The sequence below is a fragment of the Sphingomonas sp. BE138 genome (assembly GCF_031456125.1).
Lineage (GTDB): Bacteria > Pseudomonadota > Alphaproteobacteria > Sphingomonadales > Sphingomonadaceae > Sphingomonas.
Window position 1 is genome coordinate 276107 of the sequence record NZ_JAVDUC010000004.1, and the last position, 14826, is coordinate 290932.

Genomic DNA, 14826 nt, shown 5'->3' on the forward strand with positions numbered 1-14826 from the left:
TGATGCGTTCGCCATAGCCATTGTCGACGCCCGGCGATGTGGGCGTCGGTAGCGTCGCCGTCTCGACACTGCCTCGCGCAGGAACAGCACCTTTCCAGACGCACAGCCGACCGTCTAGTTCGATCATAAATGCCAATCAATCATGATCACGCCATGGCATCAAATGCCCTGCTCGAGACAGTTGTTGCCACGAGTAAGATGCAGCCGCTCTTTGAGCCACGGAAGATCAGAAGCGGCTACGTCGTTTATTGACGCCTGTTGCGGAATTAGAAAATGTATGAGCAGATACTCGTATGATGGCGCGAAACGGTGCCGCACGTGAGCATCGCGGAGAAGGGAGCGCCAAGGCATGCAGGTAAGTCGCAGGAATATTCTCGCATCGGGTGCTGCGGGGATGGCAGCATCAATGACGCTCTCGGGTCCGGTCAAAGCGCAAGGCATATCGGGCGGACTGCGCGCACCGCGGCCGCCGATGGGATGGAATAGCTGGAACAGCTTCGCCACCACGATTACCGAGGCACAGGCGCGCGAGACCGCGGCGATCATGCGTGCCAGGCTGCTACCGTTCGGCTACGACATCTTCACCGTCGACATCCAATGGTACGAGCCCGAGGCCTCGAGCTACGAATATAACGCCGCACCGGTGCCATCGCTCGACGACTACGGCCGCGTCATCCCGGCACCGAACCGCTTTCCGTCCAGCCGCGATGGATCGGGATTCACGAAGCTCGCGGCCGACATCCACGCAATGGGCATGAAATTCGGCATCCACGTCATGCGCGGCATCCCGCGGCTGGCGGTCAAGAAGAACCTGCCGATCCTTGGCACCCGCTACCGCGCCGCCGACGTCGCCGACAGGAACAGCATCTGCTCGTGGAACCCGGACATGTACGGCGTCGACATGACCAAGCCGGGCGCGCAGGCCTATTACAACAGCATCTTCCGCCTTTATGCCGACTGGGGCGTCGACTTCGTCAAGATGGACGACATGAGTCGCCCGTACGACGCGCACGCGCCGGAGATCGAGGCAGCGCACGAGGCGATCGTCAGTAGCGGTCGTGCAATCACGCTAAGCCTGTCGCCCGGAGAGACCCCCGTGATACGGGGCGATCATGTCCGCCGTTATGCGCAGATGTGGCGCATCTCCGACGACTTCTGGGACGAATGGTCGATGCTGGAAGCGCAGTTTACGCGCTTGGAAAACTGGAACCCATGGCGCCGCGCAGGCGCATGGCCCGATGCCGACATGCTGCCGCTCGGCCGATTGGCGCTGGGCAAGCGCGACACCAAGTTCACGCCCGACGAGCAACGCACGTTGATGACCCTTTGGTCGATTGCGCGTTCCCCGCTCATCATGGGCGGCGACCTCCGGCATCTCGATGCGCCGACGTTGGCGCTCTTGACCAACCGCGAGGTGCTAAAGGTCAACCAGGCTTCGACCGACAATCGGCCGCATTTCGTCGAAGACGGTACGCGCATCTGGTCGGCACGGCCTGAGGACGGACACGGTCTCTACCTTGCCCTGTTCAACACCACAGACAAGGCCAAGGAAGTCGGCATGGATCTGAAACAGATCGGAGCGCCGTCTCGCGTGACCTTGCGCGATCTATGGACAGGCCGTGATGCGGGTTCTGCCAGCGGGCGCGTGACCCGCACGGTACGCCCACACGGAGCAGAATTATACCATCTGGCCTGATTCCGCCCGTTCCGTTCGGGTCGTGAGCACACCGGCTTGACTTCCGGAGATGCCAGCATTGCGGCAACCGTCGAATGGACCACTCAGCGCAAGCTGAACCGCCCCGAATCCGTCGGACGCTCCAACTCCTGAAATGGTGGAGCCCGTATCGGCTAGACGACGAACAAGTTTGCGCCGGAAACCCGCGAGCGGGCGGTGCGGATGGTGCCGGATCATGAGCGTGACCTCGGTCGCGATGGTCGGCGATGGTTTCCCGTCGCGGAGAAGATCGGCTGCGCGCCACAGACGCTGCATGAGGCGCTGAAGAGAACCGAGGGCGACAACGGCGAGCGCGCCGGGGTGTCGGCCGAATCGGCGGACAAGCTGAAGGCGTTGGAACGCGAGAACCGCGACCGGCGTCTAGCCAACGAGGTTCGGATTCGGCGTCCTCGTCGAGCCGTCAGACGCGTTCCAGCATCAGCGCGATACCCTGCCCCACGCCGATGCACATGAAGACCATGGCATAGCGGCCGTGCGTGCGGTGCAATTCCTCCACCGCGCTCATCGCGAGCCGCGCGCCCGACATGCCGAGTGGGTGGCCGAGTGCGATCGCGCCGCCGTTACGATTGACGCGCGGATCGTCGCTCGCGATCCCGAGATCCCGGAGCGTCGCGATCGCCTGCGCGGCGAAGGCTTCATTCAGCTCAATGACGTCGAGTTGGTCGAGGCCGATGCCGGTGATCCGGGACAGCTTGCGCGCCGCCTCGATCGGCCCCGCACCCATGACCCTCGGGGCGATCCCCGCCGCCGCCATGCCGAGCACGCGCGCGCGCGGTATCAGTCCGTGCCGCGACGCCGCGCCCTCGCTCGCCACCAGCATCGCGGCCGCGCCGTCGTTGAGGCCCGAGGCGTTGCCCGCAGTGACGGTGCCGTCGGCGCGAACCACCGGCTTCAGCTTGGCCAGCGTCTCCAGGCGGGTCGCACGCGGATGCTCGTCACGCTCGACGATAACGGGATCGCCGTTTTTCTGCGGCACGCTGACGGGCACGATCTCCGCTGCGATCCGACCACTGGCGATCGCGGCGGCGGCCTTCTGCTGGCTGGCGAGCGCGAAGACGTCCTGCTCCTCGCGGGTGATGCGCCACTCGTCGGCGACGTTCTCCGCCGTCTCGGGCATCGAATCGACGCCGTAAGCCTCGCGCATCTGCGGATTGACGAAGCGCCAGCCGAGCGTCGTGTCCTCCAGCTTCTGGGCACGATCGAACGAACCCTGCGCCTTGCCCATAACGAACGGTGCGCGGGTCATGCTTTCGACACCGCCCGCGATCAGCAGTTCGGCATCGCCGCTGCGGATCGCCTGCGCCGCACTGCCGACCGCGTTGAGCCCCGACCCGCACAGGCGATTGATCGTGGCGCCCGGCACCACATCCGGCAGGCCCGCGAGCAGTGTGGCCATGCGCGCGACATTGCGATTGTCCTCGCCCGCTTGATTCGCACAGCCGAGCAGCACGTCGTCGACGGCGCACCAGTCGACGTGCGAATTGCGTTCGATCAGCGCGCGCAACGGGATGGCCGCAAGGTCGTCAGCGCGGATCGTGGCCAGCGCGCCATTCAACCGGCCGATCGGCGTGCGGATCGCGTCACAGATAAAGGCGTGGGTCATCAGGCGTCCTGTTCCAGCGTATCGATGATCTTTTGCGCCTCTGCAAAGGCAGTGTTGGCCGCTGGCACGCCTGCATAGATGGCGGCCTGCATCAGGACCTCCGTCAGCTCGTCGCGAGTGAAACCGCCTTGCGTCAGGCCGGCGCGGACATGCAGCGCAAATTCCTCCCAGCGCCCCAACGCACAGGTGATCGCGAGGACGATCAGCCGGCGCGTGCGGTCGTCGAGCCCTGGCCGTCCCCAGATTTCGTGCCAGGCGATGCGGGTAATCATCGCCTGAAAGTCGTGGGTCAGCGGCGTGCGCCGGGCGAGGCTGGCGTCGACCCAAGCGTCGCCGAGAACGCGCCGACGATGCACCAGCCCCGCCTCGAACAGCGTGTCGGCCGCCCCGGCGACGGCGCCCTGCGGCTCAAAGAAGCGGCGCAGCGCCGATGCGAGCGCAGCCGGCGCCTCGATCGGCGGCAGGTGCGCGCCGCCGACGCTGACATGGATTGCCCCCGGGATGCCTGCGACCAGCCGCTCCCCGTGCCCCGCGAACGGGGTCGAGACGTCGAGCACCGCCGTCACGACCAGCGTCGGCACCACGATCTCCGGCAGCCGCGCAGCGATCGAAATGTCGCGGATCGCGGCACCAGCCCCGGCATAGCCATCGTCCGGCTGGCGGACGATGCCATCGCGCAGACCGTCGGCGATCTCCGGATGCTGCGTGGCGAAGGCGGGCGACAATAGGCGGCCGACCGCCATGTCGGCGATAAAGGCGGTACCCTGCTGGCGGACCGCCTCGATGCGCGCCGCCCAGGATGCGGAGTCCATCGTCACGGAGGTGCAAATCAGCGCCAGTGCCCCAACGCGCGAAGGGTGATCGAGCGCCAGTTGCATCGCGATCATGCCGCCCAGCGAAACACCCGCTACCGCCGCCGAGCCGACGCCGGCATCGTCCATGATCGCGGCGACATCGGCCGCCAGCATCGCCAGGCCGTAATCGCCGCCGGGCGCGTCCGACCCACCACTGCCGCGCGTGTCGATGCGGAGCAGCCGGAAGGCGGGGAGCAGCAACGGCACCGTACGATCCCATAGGCTGAGATCCGTTCCGATCGAGTTGAGCAGCACCAGCACCGGCCGATTCGCCGCGCCGTCCATTCGCCAGTGCAGCCGCACCCCGTCGCGCGTCGTGAAGGCCATGTCAGTCCTTTTGCCCCAGCAGTTCGGCGATGATCGCCGCGCTCTCGCCAATGTCCTCATCCATGCCCGCTGCCGCGAGATTGCACGCGATTGCGCCGGCGTCGATGTCCAGCCCCTCGGCCACCGCCGCCATCGCCGCCGCACTGCCCGCGGCGAGCAGGAACAGGTCGGCGATCACCGGTCCTTCCGCCTGCCATCCGCCCAAACCGCGCTCCTGCTCCTGCGGCATGCCGGCCAGCAGCGCGGCGACGAGCCCCGGCGCCCGGATCGCGGCGGACAGCGCGACCTGGCATCCGGTAGGATTGCGCTTGTGCGCCATCGCCGAACTGCCGCCACGCCCGTCGACGAGCGGCTCCTGCGCCTCACCGACGCCGTTCTGTGCGAGCAGCGACACGTCGCGGGCGCATTTGCCGATCGCGCCGATCAACAGGCCGACCGCGGCACCGATCGCGACGGTCCCGGTCCGGCGTGCGTGCCACGGCGGTCCGGCGACAAGGTCCAGCGCCGCCGCCATGTGATCGGCGACCGCGCGACCGCGGTCATGCATGCCGCGGCGCGTCCCCGCCGCGCCGCCGAGTTGGACGACCGCATGACGCGCGACCGCGGCGTCGAGCTGGGCCAGCGCCTCGCCGATCCCCGCCGCGGCCTGGGCCAGGCGCAGGCCGAATGCGACCGGCAGCGCGTCCTGCAACAGCGTGCGTCCGATCGCCGGCGTGTCGCGGTGCAGCCACGCCTGCCGCGCCAGTGCCGCGTAGAGCCGGTGCGCGTCCGCCGCCAACAGGCGACACGCGGCCTTGACCTGCCGCATCAGCACGGTGTCGGCGACGTCCTGGCTGGTGGCGCCACCGTGCAGCGCGGCCGCGGCCTCGTCTGGCAGCATGCCGCGCAGGCGCGCCACCAGTGGAATGGCGAGCGTTCCAGCCAGTGCTGCCTCGTCCGCCAGCAAGGCGGCATCGATCTGATGGGTTGCCACGCCGCTCGCGATCACCGCGGCGACGGCGTCCGGGATCAGGCCATGCGCCGCCTGCGCGCGGGCCAGCGCGACCTCGAACGCGCAGGCGTGGGCGATTACCGCAGCATCGTCGAACACGGCGATCATCGCCGGCGTCGCGGCGGGGCGGAGGCGCAGCAGGTCGCTCACAGGTCGAAAAACACCGTCTCGCGCTCGCCTTGCAAGACCAGGTCGAGCGTCCATTCGCCCGGCGCCGTGCACCGGGCGATCAGCGTGTCGCGACGCTCGGCCGGTACCAGCGCCAGTACGGGATCGTCGTCATTGCTATCGGCGTCTCGAAAGTACAGGCGGGTCGCCAGCCGCTTGATAACGCCGCGCGCAAAGATCGACAGCGCGATATGGGGCGCCTGCAGGCTGTTGCCCGGCCCCGGTACCCGCCCCGGCCGGATCGTGCGAAAGCGGTAGCGGCCATCCTGCCCGGTCGCGGCGCGCCCGAAGCCGACGAAGTGCGGGTCGATCGGCACTTCGTCACGCGGATCGTCGACGCTGCGATAGCGGCCGGCAGCATTCGCCTGCCACAACTCGATCATTGCATCGGGCACCGGTGCACCCCTTCCGTCGAGGACGCGCCCCGTGATCTCGATCACCTCGCCGCAGGGGGTGCCGGTCGGGGCGGACAGGTTGAGCACGTAGTGCGCCTCGGGTATCAATTCGGGGCGCGCGCCCATGTCGGACCGGCCCACCAGGTCGGCACCACCCTTCCACGGCAGGCCGTAGTGGAAGAACGGCCCGACCGTCTGGCTGGGCGTCTGGCCGAACAGGGCCGGGTCCTGATTGTCGGCGCGCGCCGCGGGGCGGAGGTCGGCGGGATCAATCGTCATGGTGATCCTCCTCGAACGGCGTCTGCTCGCGTCCCTTGAGCACGACGTCGAACCGGTAGCCGAGCGCCCAATTGGGCTCGGTCGCGTCCATGTCGAACCGCGCGACCATGCGCTGGCGATAGGGCAGCGGCACCGCATTGGCGATCGGATCGATCTCGATCAGCGGGTCGTCGGGGAAATAGAGCTGCGTCACCAGCCGCGTCGCGAAGGCGGGGCCGAGCAGCGACAGATGGATGTGCGCCGGCCGCCACGCGTTCTTGTGGTTGCCCCAGGGATACGCACCCGGCCGTACCGTGACGAAGCGGTAGCGTCCCTCGGCGTCGGTGACGACGCGGCCGGCACCGGTGAAATTGGGATCGTGGGGAGCATCCCATTGGTCGTGGGCATGGATGTAGCGCCCGGACGCATTGGCCTGCCAGATCTCCATCACCGTGTCCGGCACAGGACGCCCCGCCTCGTCGAGCACGCGGCCAGCGACGATGATCCGCTGCCCCTGCGGCACGCCGGCATGCTGCGTGGTGAGGTCGGCGAGCGCCGGCCCCATCAACCGGTCCCAGCAACCGCCCGGCCCCGTCGTCTCGGTCAGCGTCGGCGGCAGCACGATAGGCGCCTGATGCGGCGCGCGGATCACCGTCGACCGATAGTCGGACACCAGCGACGGCGGCGCCCCCGCATCGTCGCGGGCATAGCCGATCACCCCGCTCATGCCGCGATCTCCGTGGCCACGGTGAAGGGCGCGCCGGTCTTCGCCCGCACCTCGTCAAGGGTCACCCCGGGCGCCAATTCCATCAGCCGCAGACCGGGCTTGGCGCACGCCATCACGCACAGATCGGTGACGATCAGGTCGACGCAGGCCTTCCCGGTCAGCGGCAGCGTGCATTGAGGCAGGATCTTCGGGCTGCCGCTTTTGCTGGCATGGTCCATGACCACGACGATGCGCTTGACGCCCGCGACCAGATCCATCGCGCCGCCCATACCCTTCACCATCTTGCCGGGAATGGTCCAGTTGGCGATATCGCCGGCGACGCTCACCTCCATCGCGCCGAGCACGGCCATATCGATATGGCCGCCACGGATCATCGCGAAGCTGTCGGCGCTGGAGAAGAAGCTCGAGGTCGGCAGCACCGTCACCGTCTGCTTGCCGGCGTTGATGAGGTCCGGGTCCGCCTCACCCTCATACGGGAACGGTCCGATGCCGAGCAGCCCGTTCTCCGACTGGAGCGTCACATCCACGCCGGCAGGCACATGGTTGGCGACGAGCGTCGGGATACCGATGCCGAGGTTGACGTAATAGCCGTCGCGTAATTCCTGCGCGGCGCGGGCCGCCATGTCGTCGCGGGTCCAGCTCATGCCGCATTCTCCCTCGCGCGGGTGGTCAGTTTTTCAATCCGCTTCTCGTTGATCGTGCTCGGCACGATGCGGTCGACATAGATGCCCGGGGTATGAATGTGATCGGGATCGAGCGCGCCCGCTTCGACGATCTCCTCGACCTCCACGACGGTCACCTTGCCGGCCGTCGCCATGTTCGGGTTGAAGTTGCGCGCGGTCTTGCGGAAGATCAGGTTGCCTGCCGGATCCGCTTTCCACGCCTTGACGATCGACAGATCGGCGCGCAGCCACGTCTCGCGGACATAGTCCTCGCCGTCGAACGTCTCGACCGGCTTGCCCTCGGCGACGACGGTGCCGACCCCGGTCTTGGTGTAGAAGGCCGGAATGCCCGCGCCCCCTGCCCGGATCCGTTCGGCCAGCGTCCCTTGCGGGTTCAACTCTAGCGCCAGTTCGCCAGACAGATACTGTTGTTCGAACAGCTTGTTCTCACCGACATAGCTGGAGATCATCTTCGCCACCTGCCGGCTTTCGAGCAGCACCCACAGGCCGAACCCATCGGCCCCCGCATTATTGGAGATGACGGTCAGCCCCTTCACCCCGCGCGCGCGGATCTCGGGGATCAGGCTCTCGGGATTGCCCGACAGGCCGAAGCCGCCCGACATGATCGTCATGCCGTCGAACAATAGCCCGTCCAACGCCGCCGCCGGGCTGTCGTACACCTTGCTCTTCATGCTGCCTCCAGCGGTAGACCGACGTAGTTCTCGGCGAGGGTACGCTGCGCGGCGAGCGAGCCGCGCAGGTAGTCGAGTTCGGCCATCTGTATTCGCCGGTCGAAACCATCCATGGTCGGAAAACGGTGGGTTACCGAGGTGAACCACCAGGAAAACCGTTCGGCCTTCCACACCCGTGCGAGCGCGCGGGCCGAATAATGATCGATGCCGGCGTCGGATCGCTCGCGATAATGTTCGGTCAGCGCCGCGCCCAGCATCGTCACGTCCGACACGGCAAGGTTCATCCCCTTCGCCCCCGTCGGCGGCACGATATGCGCGGCATCGCCTGCCAGGAACAGCCGCCCCCAGCGCATCGGTTCGGCGACGAAGGAGCGCAGCGGCGCGACCGACTTCTCGAACGACGGGCCGCGCGTTACCTTTGCGGCGGTCTCGTCGCCAAGCCGCAGGCACAGTTCGTCCCAGAAGCGGTCGTCGGACCAGTCGGCGACATCCTCGTCGAGCGCGCACTGGATGTAATAGCGACTGCGCGTCCGCGAGCGCATCGAGGCGAGCGCGAAGCCGCGTTCGTGATTGGCGTAGATCAATTCGTGATCCGCGGGCGGCACGTCGGCCAGCAGGCCGAGCCAGCCGAACGGATAAACGCGCTCGAACGTCCGCAGCACGTCCGCCGGGATGGCCGCCCGGCTCACCCCGTGATAGCCGTCGCATCCGACGACGAAGTCGCAGTCGACCCGCCCCTCGACGCCGTCCTGCCGCCATGCCACCTGCGGCTGCGCTCCGTCGAGCCCCGACAGCGCCACGTCGCTCGCGTTCCAGACGATCGGCAGCCCGCGCGACTCGGCCGCGTCGAACAGGTCGCGCATCACCTCCTGCTGGCCATAGACGGTGACGGTCGCACCCCCAGTCAGGGCAGTCATGTCGATCCGGAACAGCCGCCCGTCGAGCACGACATTGGTGCCGCCATGGACCAGGCCATCGCGCTCCAGCCGGTCGGACAGTCCGAGCCGCCGCATCAATTCGACGGTGCCCTGCTCGAGCACGCCCGCACGCACCCGCTCCTCGACATAGGCGCGGTCGCGCCGCTCGATGACGAGCGCGTCGATGCCCTCCATCGCGAGCATATGCGCAAGGAACATGCCTGCCGGCCCTGCCCCGATGATCGCCACCTGCGTACGGTGCCGCATTCCAGCCTCTCCCCGTGCGATCCATGAAGACCGTCGCATCCTGGCCGTCATGATGCGGCGCCTGAAACGCGGCGGCGATGGCTATGGCGTCCGAATAGTTGGACGATCCGCGCGATATCCGGTACAGTCGATCGATCGTGGTGGCCTCGGTTCCCAGCTTCTATCTGTACGGCGAGCCCCATCGCGCGGTCGCTGACGGGTTCGTCCATGCCGAATTGCTCGACGATCGGTCCCGACCCAGCGAATGGACGATCCTTCCGCATGCCCACGCCGACCTGGTGCAGATCTTTCTGGTCGAACGGGGCGGCGGAACCATCCAGGCGGAGGCGCAGGTGACGGCGATCGCCCCGCCGATGCTGCTGATCATCCCCGCAGGCGTGGTGCATGGCTTCGACTGGCACCAGGATTCCGCGGGCGCGGTCGTTACCCTGGGTGTTCGTCACCTCGAACTGCTGGGAACGCGATACGCTGGGCTGATCGACATCTTCGCCACGCCGCGCGCCATCGCGCTGGAGGCGATGGCGGCGGCGGCGATTCGCCGCGGCCTCGATACGTTGATGCGCGAATTGGGCTGGGCTGCGCCCGGCCATCGCGCCGCGGTAGATGCCGCACTTCTGTCGGTGCTGGTAGAGGCGCTGCGGGCGACGGGCATGCCGGACGGCGGCGCACCGCAGTCGCCAGGGCCGCATCACGCGCTGGTCGCCGGGTTCCGCGCCCGCATCGACGAACGCTTCCGCCTGCGCGAGCCCATCGCTGTCCATGCCAAGGCGCTGGGCAGCAGCGAGAGCCGCCTGCGCGTCGCCTGTGCACGGGTGGCGGCGCTGTCCCCGGCGGCAATGCTCGACGATCGGGCGATGCTCGAGGCGCGGCGCGCGCTGCTGTATACCAACCTTTCGGTCGCGGAGGTCGGCTATGCGATCGGCATGGCCGATCCCGCCTATTTCTCGCGCTTCTTCACCCGGCACGAAGGCTGCTCGCCGCGAGACTTCCGCGCCCGGCGACTGCGCGGAACGGACGCATCGGCCGCGCCCAGGCGGAGGTGACTGCGCGCGAGGCAACGCACTCCTCCGGCCGACGATCAGATGCCGAGCCCGCCCGGCTGCGACACCGCACGGATGCACCGACCCGATCTGGCCAGCGCCCGATTACGTAAGCGCCTCGGGGTCGCGACGCCCGGTCCTTGCGCGCAGACCGAGGTAGGGATCAAGGCGGCGGTTGCCGCCGGCACCGCCTTCACAGCGCGTTACGCCGTGCGATGGCGCCATACACCGCGGCGCTCGGCTTGAGCGTCCGCTTCCAGGTGGTGCGATCGACGGCGCACAGGCCGAACGGGCCCTGGTCGAACCCGACGCCCCATTCGTAATTGTCGAGCAGCGACCAGTGCAGATAGCCCTTCACCGGTACGCCCTCGTCCATTGCCACCTTCAGCTCGCGCAGCGCCGCGGGGATCAGTGCCGCGCGCACGCTGTCGTCATTCGTGCCGACCCCATGTTCGCTGACCAGTACCGGCACGCCGGTCGCCTGGTGCGCATAGCGGACCGCGCCGGCGAGCGAGGGCGGATAGACCTCCGCGCCGCGAAAGTTGCGCAGGCCGCCCGGCGGTGCGTCGACCTTGCCCTTCGCGTCCCAGAGGTTGCGCTCATAGTTCTGAACGCCGACGAAATCGTCGTGCTTCGCCGCGTCGAGCCATTCGCCGTACAGTTCGGCGCGCTTGGCGTCGCGCAGGCTGTTCGGCCCTACGGCTTGGTCGTCGGCCATTGCGAGGCTGACCCCGACCGGCAGGTCCGGACGCACCGACTTGATTGCACCCCGCGCGCTCTTGTGCCCCTTCAGCATGTTCGCGGTGACCCCCGGGACGTCCTCGGGCAACACGGTGTTGGCGACGACGAAGCTTGGCACGTTCGCCGCCCGCGCTGCGGCGGCGAGATTGGCCCGCAATCCGCCCATGAACTGCGGCGGCAAGACCAATCGCAGCAGCTTGGCGAGGTTCGGCTCGTTGAGGGTCGTCGCCATCCCGACATCCGCCGCCAGGTGCCGCGCGGCACGCTCGCAGAAACGGGTGAACAACGCCGGTGACTGCGGATGCAGCCAGCCGCCCCGCGCCGCGAACCAGCGGGGCGTGGTATAATGGTTGAAGGTGAGCACCGGCGTGATGCCGCGCGCGCGGCAGGCCTCGATGATTCGCTTGTAATGATCCAGCATCGCGCGTGAGAACTGGCCCTCGTCGGGCTCGATGCGCGGCCATTCCAGGCTGAAGCGATAGCTGTTGAGGCCGATCGCCGTCACCATGTCGAGATCGGCGGGCCACTGCTCGAAGCTGTTGACCGCATCGCCCGATCGGGCGCCCGTGATCGTCGGGGTGACGTTCTCTAACAGCCACTGATCGCTGTTGACGTTGTTGCCCTCGATCTGGTGACCCGCCGTCGAGGCGCCCCACAGAAAGCCCTTGGGGAAGGCTCCCGATCCGCCCGTCCGCGCGAGCGCGGGCATGGCGGACGTCGTTGCGGTGGCGGCGACGAAGCCGCGGCGATCGATGATCATGACAGGTCTCCGATGAAGGCAAGGATCTCGTCGGCCAACCGCGTGTCCGAGGTGCCGAGATGATAGGCCAGGCTGAAATGGTTGTGGCCGGAACCATAGAAGGACCGCGGCAGCCGGCCGTGGCGTGCGAAGCGGGCCGCAACCAGGCCGATCGTTTCGGCCTGGAACCGCTGCGGGTCGTATTGCGCGCAGGCGAGCAGCAACGGGAGCTTGGTTGCGGTCATGGCAACCGCGTCACTGCGATCGGCGTCGTGGACCGATGTCCCGAAGTAGAGCCGGTCCCGCTCCTCCAGTGGTGCAAAGCCGTAGAGCCCGGACAGCAGGACCGCCCCGGCCGCAGGCGACGTTCCATTGCGCAGGTGCAGATGGGTCGCGATGTGCGCCGCGCCCGCGGACGTACCGACCACGACGATCCGCTGCGGATCGCCACCGAATGTCGCGACATGTGCGGCCAGCCAGTCGAGCGCGGCACCGACATCCTCGCCTCCAGCCGGCCAGACATGGTCCGGCGCGAGGCGATAGTTCATCACCGCACCGACCATGCCGTGCCGGGCCGCCCAGCGGCCGGCATGCGCATTGTACGGGTGCTCGGGCGACGCCTTCTCGCCGCGGAGGAAGCCGCCGCCGTGCACCCACAGCAGCACAGGCCGCGGGTGTTCGCCACCGTCATCGGATCGATAGACATCGAGCCTGTGACGCGCATCCGGGCCGTAGGCCAGATCGGTGGCGGCGGCCGGTTGCGCCGCCGCCAGCCGCTCCTGCTCCTGCCGGAACAAATCCCGCACGCCCGCCAGTGCCGACGGTTTTAGGGTGTCGCCCCAGACGGCGATGGCGTCGCGCTCTCCGGTCGGCTGCATCATGTCCCTCTCCCGCGAGTCATACGGCCTAGAACTTCGCGTCCAGGCTCAGCCCGATCTGACGAAAGGACTGGGTGCCGTAGATCGCACCGACGTTCGCGCTGCCGCCGTAGGGAAAGTCGCTTTGCAGCAGCTGCGGCTCGTGCACGTTGAACAGGTTGCGCGCGAAAACGGCGAGTTGATAGCGGTCGTCCTCGGTCCGTACGCCGACACGGCCTCCGACCAGCCAGTGCGGCCGGAACGTCGTCTCGGGTCGCGAATTCGCCTCGTAGCGCACCCGCGATTTCCACACCGTGTCGCCGGCCAGGAAGGCCTTGAAGCCGCTGGCGACCTGCTGCTCGTACTCGCCGGAGAAGGTGAATTTGTATTCCGGCGCATAGGCCAGCTGGGTGCCGCCGATATCGGTGTTGTCGGTGCCCAGGAAGTTCTTGGGATAGGTCGCTTTCGCCCAGATGAAGCCGGTGTTGATCGACAGCCCGTCCACCACACGGCCGAACAAGTTGATCTCCGCACCCCGCGACGTCACGCCGCTGATGTTGGTCTGCACGCACGACAGCGTGCTGGTGGCGTCGATCGTGCACTGCTGCGCTTGGAAGTCCTTGATCTTCTGATAGAAGGCATTGAGATCGAGGACCCAGCCCCGCAGCAGTGTCGCCTTGATACCTGCCTCGTAAGCAGTCGGTATTTCGGGGCGCACGACATAGGGAAGCAGCGGCAGCGCCGGCGTCGCGACCTGGCCGCCCTTGAAACCGCGCGACGCGGTCGCATAGAGCATCGCGTTGGGGCCGAGATCATATTGCCCGCCGAAGCGGTAGGACACCACCTCGCTGCTCAGCCGTTGGTAAAGTGGCGTGGTCGGCGTCGCGACGTTGACGCGATCGAGCGACAGCTTGGCACTGGTGAAGCGACCGCCGGCGATCAGGCGAAAGGCGGCGGCCATGTGAAAGGTCGCCTGGCCGAACGCCGCCAGCGATTCGTCCATGATCCGGTCATCGGCGCCCGACTGGCGCACGATCGGGATGCGCACGTCGGGGGTGGGAATCAGCGTCACCGCCAGCGTCTCGGGGCTTCGGTTCTGGATCTGGCGCGAGAAGAACGCACCTACGGTGTATTCCACGAATTGGTTGGCGGGCGACGATGCGCGGAATTCCTGCGTGAACAGGCTCGTGCGCCGGTTCACCGGCCCGTTGGCCACCTGCAGCTCGAGCGGGTCGCCGCGGAACACGTTGCTGGCGGCGCCGAAGCCGGTTTCCTCGCTGCGGCGGTAGGCAGTGACGGAAGTCAGCGTAAACGGTTCCGCCTCATAATCCATCTGGAACGACCCGCCATAGATCTTGGAACGGCCGACATACGATTGGCTGGTGCAATAATCGCGGTTGCCCTCGCCGACGATGACGCCGCAGCCGGCGAGGCGCGCAGTGATGCCGGTCGCATCGAACGCCGCGCCGCCCAAGATCGAGCCGGGGCCGCTGGCGCGGATGAAGGTGAAGAAGTCGCCGCCATTCTCGACGCGCGAGCGGCTGTAGTCGCCGATCAGGTTGAACGTCAGCCGCTCGCTAGGCCGCCACAGGAGGCGCGCGCGGCCGCCATAGCGATCGCTGGCGTTGAAGTCGCCGGTCGTCGCGTTGCGGTTTGGGCCCTGCCGCAGATTGCCGAATCCCGAGACGCGCACTGCCGCGTCCCGGCCAAGCGGCACGTTTACTAGGCCCTGGACGATCTGATTGCCGAACTTCGACCTGCGGTTTCAAGCCGAAGTGCGACACGCCTCGTGGCAGCGGGGGCAGCGTGTAGCCTCCCAAGCAGCGCAGCGCTGCCCCCGCTGAGGCGCCGCC

General features: G+C 67.5%; 14 protein-coding genes. 2 read left to right on the top strand and 12 right to left on the bottom strand.

Annotated elements, in window-relative coordinates; genetic code table 11:
• Positions 1 to 159 precede the first annotated feature (159 nt).
• On the bottom strand, positions 160 to 546 hold the full coding sequence (locus J2Y58_RS20980; RefSeq protein ID WP_405053084.1) for a hypothetical protein: 387 nt from the start codon (positions 544 to 546) through the stop codon (positions 160 to 162).
• On the opposite strand from J2Y58_RS20980, the gene J2Y58_RS08145 reads away from it, so the two are divergent.
• Positions 452 to 1696: a glycoside hydrolase family 27 protein gene (locus J2Y58_RS08145; protein WP_405053083.1), complete on the top strand. Its 1245-nt coding sequence runs from the start codon at positions 452 to 454 to the stop codon at positions 1694 to 1696. The two genes, J2Y58_RS20980 and J2Y58_RS08145, sit on opposite strands and share 95 nt — an antisense overlap.
• A gap of 439 nt (positions 1697 to 2135) precedes the next feature.
• Here the strand turns inward: J2Y58_RS08145 and pcaF are convergent, their stop codons facing one another.
• The 8 genes from pcaF to pobA are packed head-to-tail and all read right to left on the bottom strand — an operon-like array spanning position 2136 to position 9596.
• Positions 2136 to 3338, bottom strand: coding sequence for a 3-oxoadipyl-CoA thiolase (pcaF, locus tag J2Y58_RS08155; RefSeq protein ID WP_310101259.1), 1203 nt, complete (start codon positions 3336 to 3338; stop codon positions 2136 to 2138).
• Positions 3338 to 4519, bottom strand: a complete 1182-nt coding sequence (pcaD, locus tag J2Y58_RS08160) for a 3-oxoadipate enol-lactonase (RefSeq protein ID WP_310101261.1) — start codon at positions 4517 to 4519, stop codon at positions 3338 to 3340. Before pcaD ends, pcaF begins: the two co-directional genes overlap by 1 nt.
• Position 4520: 1 nt before the next feature.
• Complete coding sequence (locus J2Y58_RS08165) at positions 4521 to 5660, bottom strand: lyase family protein (protein ID WP_310101263.1); 1140 nt, start codon at positions 5658 to 5660, stop codon at positions 4521 to 4523.
• Positions 5657 to 6352 (bottom strand): protocatechuate 3,4-dioxygenase subunit alpha, encoded by a 696-nt coding sequence (pcaG, locus tag J2Y58_RS08170; protein WP_310101266.1) that lies wholly within the window; start codon positions 6350 to 6352, stop codon positions 5657 to 5659. The genes J2Y58_RS08165 and pcaG overlap by 4 nt, the downstream gene beginning before the upstream one ends.
• On the bottom strand, positions 6342 to 7058 hold the full coding sequence (pcaH, locus tag J2Y58_RS08175; RefSeq protein ID WP_310101269.1) for a protocatechuate 3,4-dioxygenase subunit beta: 717 nt from the start codon (positions 7056 to 7058) through the stop codon (positions 6342 to 6344). The genes pcaG and pcaH overlap by 11 nt, the downstream gene beginning before the upstream one ends.
• A complete protein-coding gene (locus J2Y58_RS08180) occupies positions 7055 to 7702 on the bottom strand; it encodes a 3-oxoacid CoA-transferase subunit B (protein WP_310101272.1) in 648 nt (215 codons plus the stop codon). Before J2Y58_RS08180 ends, pcaH begins: the two co-directional genes overlap by 4 nt.
• Positions 7699 to 8412 carry a CoA transferase subunit A gene (locus J2Y58_RS08185; RefSeq protein ID WP_310101275.1) on the bottom strand — a complete coding sequence of 238 codons (714 nt, stop codon included), beginning with the start codon at positions 8410 to 8412 and terminating at the stop codon, positions 7699 to 7701. The genes J2Y58_RS08180 and J2Y58_RS08185 overlap by 4 nt, the downstream gene beginning before the upstream one ends.
• Positions 8409 to 9596, bottom strand: coding sequence for a 4-hydroxybenzoate 3-monooxygenase (gene pobA / locus J2Y58_RS08190; RefSeq protein ID WP_310101278.1), 1188 nt, complete (start codon positions 9594 to 9596; stop codon positions 8409 to 8411). The genes J2Y58_RS08185 and pobA overlap by 4 nt, the downstream gene beginning before the upstream one ends.
• Positions 9597 to 9694: 98 nt before the next feature.
• Between pobA and J2Y58_RS08195 the strand changes: the two genes are divergently transcribed.
• The gene (locus J2Y58_RS08195) at positions 9695 to 10639 is read left to right on the top strand and encodes a helix-turn-helix domain-containing protein (RefSeq protein WP_405053079.1); all 945 of its coding nucleotides are present in this window, start codon (positions 9695 to 9697) and stop codon (positions 10637 to 10639) included.
• 190 nt (positions 10640 to 10829) lie between these two features.
• Here the strand turns inward: J2Y58_RS08195 and J2Y58_RS08200 are convergent, their stop codons facing one another.
• Genes J2Y58_RS08200 through J2Y58_RS08210 form a run of 3 tightly spaced genes read right to left on the bottom strand, consistent with a single transcriptional unit; the run spans position 10830 to position 14666 of the window.
• Positions 10830 to 12134, bottom strand: coding sequence for a family 1 glycosylhydrolase (locus J2Y58_RS08200; protein ID WP_310101332.1), 1305 nt, complete (start codon positions 12132 to 12134; stop codon positions 10830 to 10832).
• Positions 12134 to 12997: an alpha/beta hydrolase gene (locus tag J2Y58_RS08205; RefSeq protein ID WP_310101280.1), complete on the bottom strand. Its 864-nt coding sequence runs from the start codon at positions 12995 to 12997 to the stop codon at positions 12134 to 12136. Before J2Y58_RS08205 ends, J2Y58_RS08200 begins: the two co-directional genes overlap by 1 nt.
• 25 nt (positions 12998 to 13022) lie before the next feature.
• Complete coding sequence (locus J2Y58_RS08210; protein ID WP_310101284.1) at positions 13023 to 14666, bottom strand: TonB-dependent receptor domain-containing protein; 1644 nt, start codon at positions 14664 to 14666, stop codon at positions 13023 to 13025.
• Positions 14667 to 14826 lie beyond the last annotated feature (160 nt).

Excerpts from the sequence above, each read along its gene's own strand:
- J2Y58_RS20980 (WP_405053084.1), bottom strand. The coding sequence starts at position 546 with ATGATCGCCGCGGTCTCGCGCGCCTGTGCCTCGGTAATCGTGGTGGCG.
- pcaF (WP_310101259.1), bottom strand. The coding sequence starts at position 3,338 with ATGACCCACGCCTTTATCTGTGACGCGATCCGCACGCCGATCGGCCGG.
- pcaD (WP_310101261.1), bottom strand. The coding sequence starts at position 4,519 with ATGGCCTTCACGACGCGCGACGGGGTGCGGCTGCACTGGCGAATGGAC.
- pcaG (WP_310101266.1), bottom strand. The coding sequence starts at position 6,352 with ATGACGATTGATCCCGCCGACCTCCGCCCCGCGGCGCGCGCCGACAAT.
- pcaH (WP_310101269.1), bottom strand. The coding sequence starts at position 7,058 with ATGAGCGGGGTGATCGGCTATGCCCGCGACGATGCGGGGGCGCCGCCG.
- J2Y58_RS08180 (WP_310101272.1), bottom strand. The coding sequence starts at position 7,702 with ATGAGCTGGACCCGCGACGACATGGCGGCCCGCGCCGCGCAGGAATTA.
- J2Y58_RS08185 (WP_310101275.1), bottom strand. The coding sequence starts at position 8,412 with ATGAAGAGCAAGGTGTACGACAGCCCGGCGGCGGCGTTGGACGGGCTA.
- pobA (WP_310101278.1), bottom strand. The coding sequence starts at position 9,596 with ATGCGGCACCGTACGCAGGTGGCGATCATCGGGGCAGGGCCGGCAGGC.
- J2Y58_RS08205 (WP_310101280.1), bottom strand. The coding sequence starts at position 12,997 with ATGATGCAGCCGACCGGAGAGCGCGACGCCATCGCCGTCTGGGGCGAC.